Annotated in this window: 7 protein-coding genes; 2 read left to right on the plus strand and 5 right to left on the minus strand. The window is 39.2% G+C overall.

Annotation, left to right across the window (positions count from 1 at the left end):
• Positions 1 to 36: 36 nt before the first annotated feature.
• Positions 37 to 993, minus strand: a complete 957-nt coding sequence (locus H6G86_RS37095; RefSeq protein WP_242065169.1) for a filamentous hemagglutinin N-terminal domain-containing protein — start codon at positions 991 to 993, stop codon at positions 37 to 39.
• 254 nt (positions 994 to 1,247) lie between these two features.
• Between H6G86_RS37095 and H6G86_RS37100 the strand changes: the two genes are divergently transcribed.
• Together H6G86_RS37100 and H6G86_RS37105 are read left to right on the plus strand one after the other, a co-directional pair.
• The gene (locus tag H6G86_RS37100; RefSeq protein WP_190938558.1) at positions 1,248 to 1,916 is read left to right on the plus strand and encodes a response regulator transcription factor; all 669 of its coding nucleotides are present in this window, start codon (positions 1,248 to 1,250) and stop codon (positions 1,914 to 1,916) included.
• Entirely contained in the window at positions 1,916 to 3,904 is a 1,989-nt protein-coding gene (locus H6G86_RS37105) for a sensor histidine kinase (RefSeq protein ID WP_190938559.1), read from the plus strand. The genes H6G86_RS37100 and H6G86_RS37105 overlap by 1 nt, the downstream gene beginning before the upstream one ends.
• Positions 3,905 to 4,052: 148 nt before the next feature.
• Here the strand turns inward: H6G86_RS37105 and H6G86_RS37110 are convergent, their stop codons facing one another.
• From H6G86_RS37110 to H6G86_RS37125, 4 genes are all read right to left on the minus strand, one after another.
• Positions 4,053 to 5,210, minus strand: coding sequence for a calcium-binding protein (locus H6G86_RS37110; protein ID WP_190938560.1), 1,158 nt, complete (start codon positions 5,208 to 5,210; stop codon positions 4,053 to 4,055).
• A gap of 414 nt (positions 5,211 to 5,624) precedes the next feature.
• A complete protein-coding gene (locus H6G86_RS37115) occupies positions 5,625 to 6,170 on the minus strand; it encodes an alpha/beta fold hydrolase (protein ID WP_190938561.1) in 546 nt (181 codons plus the stop codon).
• 109 nt (positions 6,171 to 6,279) lie between these two features.
• Complete coding sequence (locus tag H6G86_RS37120; RefSeq protein WP_190938562.1) at positions 6,280 to 7,710, minus strand: flavin-containing monooxygenase; 1,431 nt, start codon at positions 7,708 to 7,710, stop codon at positions 6,280 to 6,282.
• A gap of 37 nt (positions 7,711 to 7,747) precedes the next feature.
• Positions 7,748 to 8,437, minus strand: coding sequence for a TolB family protein (locus H6G86_RS37125; RefSeq protein ID WP_190938563.1), 690 nt, complete (start codon positions 8,435 to 8,437; stop codon positions 7,748 to 7,750).
• Positions 8,438 to 8,582: the final 145 nt, after the last annotated feature.

An 8,582-nucleotide genomic window follows, 5' to 3' on the forward strand; every position in this document is an offset into this window, starting at 1 on the left:
GGCTACCAGCACATATTTAGTAAATAAAGTTACTTCTTACTTAGATTTTATTTTTGCGATCGCTTGTTTTTTACTGGATCTGACAAAACCGCATTGCTCCCCCCTTGTACTGGCTCCGGAAATATTCAAGTTCCTGGCATTAATTGCAATGCTACCCCCGCCTCCAGATCCATCGCGCACGTTCACTTGAGCGCCATTGGTAAGCGATACGTCAGAGCGTGATACTCCAATAGGAAAACTCAAATTAATAGATGGGTTGTTCACCAAAAGCCCTACTGTACTCTCTGTTGCCACACCGCCTAATTCGATGCGTCCCCCCGAAGCTAGCAATTTCCCACCATTTATACTCACATTGCCGCCTGCAAGTGCCAAAGTCTGACCGGAATTCACCTGTAGAGTAGATCCTTGTACCTCCACGCTCCCAACATTGCTGCCATATTGCAAGCCAATAGGTACATTGATCATCAGCAAAGGTGCATTTTGAGAATTAACAGCACTGAAGTTAATACCATCACTAAAATTAAGACTATTTGCTGTACTTGCAATAAACGAACCGCCAATATTGAAAGAGGCATTGGAATTAAAGATAATCCCATTGGGATTGATTAAAAACAAATTTGCAGTGCCATTTGCCCGAATCAATCCATCAATATTCGAGACTGAGTTACCTGTGACGCGAGTGAAAATGTTTTGAATCGATGTAGCATTGTTAAAAAACGCTTCTCCACCTGTTGGTACAGAAAACTCGTTAAAGCTGTGGAATAGGTTGGTTCCCCGAACCGTTCCCCCTTCTATTGTGCAAGCTGTGCATCCTGGCGCAACGTTGGAATTGACTTCAAGTGTATTATCAGGAACAATTTGAGCGCTGACAGGGTTAGTGATTACAAGAGTAGCGATGCTCGCCCAGCATCCTCTCATAGTTATCGCTCCAGAGCCAAATGGTAGCGATTCCCAGTTTTGATAATACTTTAATTTAGTTTTCACAAAATTCATAGACTCCTCCCAACCATTGGCCATCCTACCTAATCAAGCTTGACAAGTTGTCATCTTCCTTGACAAGGTGCTGATTTTCCTATTTTGGAAAACTAAATTCCTCAAACTGCAACACGCAGCCAGTTAATTATTTGTATCCTAGTATTTAACGATAAGTTTTACTTAAATGACAAGTTAATTTCTAGCCACAAAAAGTTAGACCTCCCGTAGTCTTGGTAGGTTAAACAAATAATATATTAGAAAGTAAACCAGTTATGAACCAAGAGCCAAAGCAAACTTTGCAAAAATTTTTAGTCGTTGACGACCATGAAGCAATTCTTCAAGGTACAATCCCAGCGCTCAAGGAGAAATACCCAGAAGTAGAAATCTTCGCAGCTGGTGATGCCCAAACTGCATATCAGCAATTTGAACGCTACCACCCAGACTTGCTAATCGTTGATTTATGTCTGCCAGAAAAGCCTCAAGCTTTAGCTCAGGTTGAGGTTGGGATACAACTGATCAAAACTTTGATGTCAAGCACTCTCGCCCCTAATTTAGTGGTGCTGAGTACTAATATTAAACCATTGGTGAGGCTTAAACCGATAATTAATGCTTATGAAGGTGGCTTTGCGGCTATGGATAAATCGTTGCCAATCCGCGAAATGTTAAAGTTCGTTGACTTGTCATTGCGCGGCTCTATTTATTTATCTTCAGAATTGCGATCGCGCCCAGAATTTGACCGAAAATGGATTGAGGTATTGACGCTGAAATATGAAGAAGGATTAACAGATAAAGCGATCGCGCAAAAAATGAACTTGAGCGATCGCACTATACGCAACTACTGGATTAGACTGCAAGATTCTTTAGGCGTGTATGACGAACCTGGTAAAGAATTAAGAATTCAAATTGAAATCGCAGCTAGAAAAATCGGATTAATCAACTGATGAAATTTGCACTTTCAACTAAAAACAATTTATGGAAAAAAGTTCATAAAGAACTGAAACTTTGGCGAGAAGTAGTACTGCCAGGATTTTCAGTTGTCGGATTAATTATACTGGTTCGCTCAATAGGATTATTACAATCACAAGAGTGGCTTGCTTTCGATCAATTGCTACGTTTGCGGCCTAATGAAGCCGTTGATTCGCGCGTGGTAATTGTAGGTATTGATGAAGACGATATTAACTATGTAGGCAGGTTTCCCATACCAGATAAAGAAATCGCCAAAATGTTGAGCATTTTAAATAGCTATAAACCGAGAGTCATCGGTCTCGACCTGTTTAAAGATAAAGGTAATTCAGCTGATGCCGAGCTTGCATCTGTCTGGAGAGAAAATCCAAATCTCATCGGAGTTGAAGTAGCATTAAATCAAAAACAATCTTTTAATGTTAAACCACCGCCTGGATTAGTTCCTGAACGAATCGGCTTTGCAGATATAATAGTAGACCCAGATGGAAAGCTGCGACGTAGCTTAATCGCCAGTAAAACTCACACCGGAGAACTGAAATACTCCTTATCTCTGCGTTTAGCACAATTTTATTTACGCGAACAAGGAATAAAATTTACTCATGGTAGTCGTTCTAGAGACCCCATCAAGTTCGGTTCGAGTCGGCTAGTTCGGTTTCTCCCCAATTCTGGCGGATATGTAGGAACTGATGCCAATGGATTTCAAGTGCTACTGAACTTTCGCTCTCATCCTCAACCTTTTCGTACCATATCTCTTAGAGATGTCCTCAATTATAAAATCGATCCTAATTGGATTCGCGATCGCGTGGTTATTATTGGCATGACTGCCCCCAGCGTTAAAGATAGCTTTATCACCTCCGCAGTCAAAAATACACTCTATAGCACGGCTTTAGATATCGATCAGTCTTCCGATCAATACCAATGGATTTATGGTGTCGAAGTTCATGCACATACTACTAGCCAGATTATTAGTCATATTTTAGACAGAAGACCAGTGTTAAAAGTATGGTCAGAATTTTGGGAATATTTATGGATTTTAGCTTGGGGTTTACTCGGCATAATTGTTGGTTTAATCCTTCAATCTCCGGCAAAGACATTATTAAGTCTTGGTTTAACCAGTATCGCCCTTGTTGGGATTTGTTATTTTGGTCTCGTTTTAGGTTGGTGGATTCCTTTAGTACCAACTCTATTAGCTCTTACGAGTGCAGGACTAACGACATTTTTTTTTGACCGAGATTTAAGAGCGCTACTCGAACAGCGCAGTTTAACTCTGAAGCGCTCTTTTGAAGCAATTCATAATGGGCCTTTGCAAAGCCTAGCTGTAATATTAAGGAGTCTAGGGGAAGAAAAAATAGAGCCTGAAGAATTGCGATCGCAACTTGAACAACTAAATCGAGAGTTACGGACTATTCCGGAATATCTCAGTCAAGAAATGCTCAGTCGGAATGATAGTGTTTATTTAGATGGAAATGAAGTTCTCGATTTGCAAACTCCCATTGCTGAGATGCTTTATTATGTCTACGACATTACCTTAAGAAGAAACTTTCAAGGATTTATGACAATCCAAAGTTTTATTCCTCCTAATTTTGAACCATTAGAAGAATGCAACTTAAATGCAAATCAAAAGCGAGGGTTGTACCTTTTTTTGCAAGAAGCTTTATGTAATGTCGGCAAACATTCCCAAGGAGCTACTCGTCTTGATGTAATTTGTACGCGATCGTCAAAAGAGTATTGCCTGCAAATAATTGATAATGGATTTGCAAATATATCTAAAAACTATCAACGTGGCGGACAAGGAACAGAACAAGCTCAAGAGTTAGCTCGACAATTAAGAGGCAAGTTTCGACGATTTCCTCACTCTCCGCAAGGCACTGTCTGTGAGTTGACTTGGCCTATAGAAAATATTTGGTGGCAACGAGTTTTGTATTTAGGCAATTGGAAATCTTTAGTAAATAAAGTATCAAATTAACAATTATTAATACTTAAAAAATAAAAACGGAGGATTATAAACTCCGTCTGTGTATATGCTATAGCAATCCTAAATGATTCGTGAAAAATTTATTGCCTCTTGCCTGCTTCTATGCCTAATTTCACAACTCAAATAGGATTGCTATAGTTCATACTAGTTGAATATCTAGATTAGTTTGGAAACCATTAGGCTTATTTTCAATAATGGCAAATCTAGATTCTTGGAAAAACAAAGAACCACTTACAGAATCGTAACTGAAGTCGCTGATTCCTATAGCACCAAACCCTACTTGAGAAACCTGAATTTTGTCACCTTCAACAGCCTTGAAGTCTTTAATAATGTCAACACCATCTAGTACGCTAGTGAAAATAAAATTATCCGCACCGAATCCACCTGTAAGAATATCGTTGCCACTTTCACCAGCAAGTATGTCATTGCCACCCCTACCAAAAATTATGTCATCACCGTCATTACCAAATAACAAGTTATTTTGTTTATCGCCACTAAGAATATCATCTGAAGTTTTTCCCTTGACATTATCAAAATTCAAGACTTGTGCAGTAATCGTACCCCCACCAGGAATATTACTAACAGTTATACTTCCATTTTGAAGGTCAAGGTTAATCAATACACTTGATGTTGATTGAGAATAATCTAATGTATTATTTACTGCATTAGCATCAGCAACAGCTCCGTCTACATTGATAAGTGTATCTGTACCGAAACCACCACCTTTTTGGACAATTGCAGTAATTAAGCCATTAGCAATAACAGTAATACTTTGACCTAATTTGCTGTAATCAGCTATATCACTTCCACTTCCACCATTTAAGGTATCATTGCCTGAGCTTCCTCTAATTATGTCATTGCCACCACTGCCAACTAATTCATTATCCTGAGCATCACCTGTAATAACATCATTTTGATTTGTACCAATTACATTGACAAAATTTTTCACCTTGACTATTACTGGTGGTAAACCTACAGGTCTGATTTCTAGTCTTTCTTTGGATAAATCCGCTACTATTGATACATCTGTCCGATCGGATGTAGCATCAATGCTGTTAGCCTGTCCGTTAGCACCAATGACGGTTTCAATGAAGTCTCCAAACGTGTCAGTTCCAATCGCACCTTTTTGGATAAATCTTGGTCGAATTGTTACAGCTTGTCCTAAACTACTGTAGTCAATAACATCCTTACCATCTCCACCAGTAATAATATCATTACCTGCACTGCCGATAAATCTGTCATTCCTAGGAGTTCCGATCAAAGTGTCGTTTCCATCAGTGCCTATAATTTTGACCATAATTTTGTTGTCCTAGTTTTGAAGTAATTGGTATTTACGAAATCTTGGCGTTAGGTTTCGTGTTTCGCCCGATTGAAAAACTGTTGTCAACTTTTCCCGAAGGAAATATATAGACTTCTTAAGGTAGTAACTTGGAGTCTATGCAACACATTCAATAAAATGTGTTCTTTGATAATCACAATACTTTTGTTAAGCGAGGATTGCTATGTTATTTTAGGAAAGTTGCTTTCCAATTTCGGAAAAAATTATAGGACAAGCCCTGTCAAAGACGTAAAATAGCAGCGAAGATTAGTGATTTTAACCTTTAAAAATTCCAAAATCTGGGCGGAGGATTGAAAATGGTAGCACTGAAACAACCCATCTTCGTTCATCACCTTGAAAGGGCTAATTCTTTTTGGTTAAAGCCGTGTATGGTTACTTGAGGAATTGCAAGACTCGTTGGTTAAACTTTTTCGGATTTTCAACGAACATGAAATGTCCTCCGCCTTCAGCCTCTTCAAAGATTTCCAACTCTGAGTTAGGAATACTTTTATTGATCCAGACTTGTGATTTCCAAGGAATAATACTTTTTCTGCCACCAATAATCAGAGTTGGCTGACGAATTCTGACAATTTTATCTCGCCAATCTGTGTGAAACTGGTTGTATAGCAAAGTTGCAGCAAGCCTTCGCGGAAACTGAAGATTGCACTCTACCATCCACTCAAATTGTTCTTTTGACATTGTATAAGTCACCATCGAAGCTAAGATGTTTCGGGTAACTTCCTCGGCTGAGGAACTTTCTAAACTACGCACTGTTTCATTTAGTTGCTCGGCTGTAACAATTGCGCCAGCTTCCTCTATTTCTTGAGAATCCCAATGTGGACGAGACGTGAACAAGGGAGATTGATCGACAAATACTAAACGATCAATTTCATTAGTTCTAAACAGATCGATATAATTCCAAATAACGGCACACCCCATAGAGAAGTATCCAAAATAATTATTTTCCCCTACGTGAGAGCGATATAATTTGATTGCAGATTTGCATAATTAATATTGCTTTTGGCTAAATTGATGAAGCGATCGCTTCCTAAATATTACGATAATCAGTAGGTCGATAATCTTGCAGCCACTCAGCAATAATATTGTGTTTGCGGTATGGATTAATCGAGAGATCGCGCAGCAATTCATCATGATAGTGCCACAGATGTGCTTGCAGCAGCGAACCGCGTCCAGAGATAGGTGGAATAAAACTGCGTTTCCAGCGTTTCATTTGGGAAATTTCTTGCAACATCATTTCACGTTCAGGCAGTTTAATCTTGCCCTTTAACAAGTGAGTTAGCCAAATAACCTCTAAATATGTTGTGAGCGAATTGGCAAATGTTGAAGCCCAACCTATAAACGCCAAAGAAGGTAAATCGGGGTGAATAATATGACGGTAAAGATAAACACCATCGTCTTCTACTGTGGATTGAAACGCTGTTGGTAAAAAGCTGTTATTGGATTTCCAGCCTGTGGCAAAGATAACAACATCGCTATCAAGGTGAAGCCCGTTTCCTAAAACTAAACCATCAGGCGTAAACTTTTCAATGCTTGTGCGCTGTACTTGGATTTTACCCTGGCGCATCATTTTATATGTTTCATCTCGTGGGATAAAACCTTGAGCAAACACACCTTGCTCAATTGGATGAGATGGGATAGTATTGCATTCCTTCATTCGATATTGCAGTCGCAATACAATTTCTACAAATCGCCAAAATACCCAAACCAGCCACGGAAAATACTTATGCAGATTTTCTTCCCATTTATCAGGACGTTGATAGAGAGGTAAAAATCCACCAACTAAACGATTTAATAAAATAATTCTAAAATCAATTAATCCTAATATTCGTAAAGGGACAGGCCAATAGGCATTTTTGAAAACTAAAGTTACATTGTCTGCCCATTGTGTGGCATCTGTAGCAATGTCTAAGGCACTCTTGCCAAATCCAACAACAGTGACTTTGCGATTCTTAATCAAGTCCGAGGATTTATATTCTGAGGAATGTAAAACCTTACCAGAAAAAACTTCTCGTTCAGGAATCTTAGGAACATAGGGATTAGAATAAAGCCCAGTTGAGACAATGATAAAATCAAACTTTTTTTGAGTTGTTTGTCCAGTTTCTCGGTTTGTGTAGTGAAGAATCCAGCGATTTTCAGGTGTTGGTTCAAGCTGGTTGACGATACAGTTGAAATGAATTTTGTCAAAAATTTGGAAATGGCGAGCGTAATTTTCTAGATAGGAGCGAATTTGCTCTCCCGATGGCAATTGCGGATAGCTTTCTGGCATGGGATAATCAGGAAATTCATAAAGCTTAGAAGGCTCTTGTAACCCAAAATTGTGATATCCAACTGTCCACACGCCACCCAATTTTTGGCTTTTCTCAAAAATCTCGCAAGTAAACCCAGCATTTTGTAGAGATTTAGCAGTTGTTAGCCCAGCGACTCCGGAGCCGATAATACCGATAGTTTTTACGTTCATTTTTATACTCTTTGTCAGTGATTATTAGCGATCGCAATTATGGTTGCCACACAAAATTAGTCACACTCAAATCACGGTCATCACTCAATTGTTTCAGTCCTGAACCATCTCGATTCATGACATATAGATTGAATACTGGGCCATTTTTCTTAGGTGAAGGCGACTGTTCAGAACCAGTAAAAGCAATTTGCTGACCATCGGCAGACCACGTTGGATTGAAAATGGCTGAAAACCGAGGAGTTAGATTACTCAAGCCTGAACCGTCAACATTGATCAGGTCAAGCTTTACACCCTGTTTGGTTTTCACCAATGCAATCTGCTGACTATCTGGCGACCAAGAGAAACCAGAATAAATATCTTGTTGTTGAGTGAGATTTTTTGATTTACCTCCCTTGATGTGAAGTAAATAGATGTTGCCTTCAGTAAAAGGCGCATTTGGAGATTCCTGTTGATAATAAGCTAGGCGAGTACTGTCTGGCGACCACAGTACCCAAGGATTTCCCGAGCTTCCACGGTTTTTGGCTTGATTGAGAAGTCTTCCATCTGCATCTAGCAAGTAAATTTGTTGCTCGTCAGGCTTCTCTAAATATTGATCTATGCGAGCGATGTGGGTGCTATCTGGTGACCAAACAAAGGTGGAACGGGTCACGTTAGAGTCTGGAAGCACTGGCAATTGAGTTAACTTAGTCCCATCCGTGTTCATTCGATAGGCAATTTGATCTTCCAAAAAGACAATCTGTTTTCCGTCAGGTGAGATGGCAATATTGGATTTAAGTAAGCCGTGGGAAAAATTTATAAGTATGTAACAAAAAATTAAGCAGAAGAATTGGAGTTAAATCTTATACGCTGTGTACTATATTTTCCCTTCTCTG

The organism is Nostoc sp. FACHB-133 (assembly GCF_014698055.1).
In the GTDB taxonomy this organism is placed as follows: domain Bacteria; phylum Cyanobacteriota; class Cyanobacteriia; order Cyanobacteriales; family Nostocaceae; genus Nostoc.

What these genes read in the sequence shown, in the direction of transcription:
- H6G86_RS37120 (WP_190938562.1), bottom strand. Translation starts at nt 7,710, where the DNA reads ATGAACGTAAAAACTATCGGTATTATCGGCTCCGGAGTCGCTGGGCTA.
- H6G86_RS37110 (WP_190938560.1), bottom strand. Translation starts at nt 5,210, where the DNA reads ATGGTCAAAATTATAGGCACTGATGGAAACGACACTTTGATCGGAACT.
- H6G86_RS37095 (WP_242065169.1), bottom strand. Translation starts at nt 993, where the DNA reads ATGAATTTTGTGAAAACTAAATTAAAGTATTATCAAAACTGGGAATCG.
- H6G86_RS37105 (WP_190938559.1), top strand. Translation starts at nt 1,916, where the DNA reads ATGAAATTTGCACTTTCAACTAAAAACAATTTATGGAAAAAAGTTCAT.
- H6G86_RS37100 (WP_190938558.1), top strand. Translation starts at nt 1,248, where the DNA reads ATGAACCAAGAGCCAAAGCAAACTTTGCAAAAATTTTTAGTCGTTGAC.
- H6G86_RS37115 (WP_190938561.1), bottom strand. Translation starts at nt 6,170, where the DNA reads ATGGGGTGTGCCGTTATTTGGAATTATATCGATCTGTTTAGAACTAAT.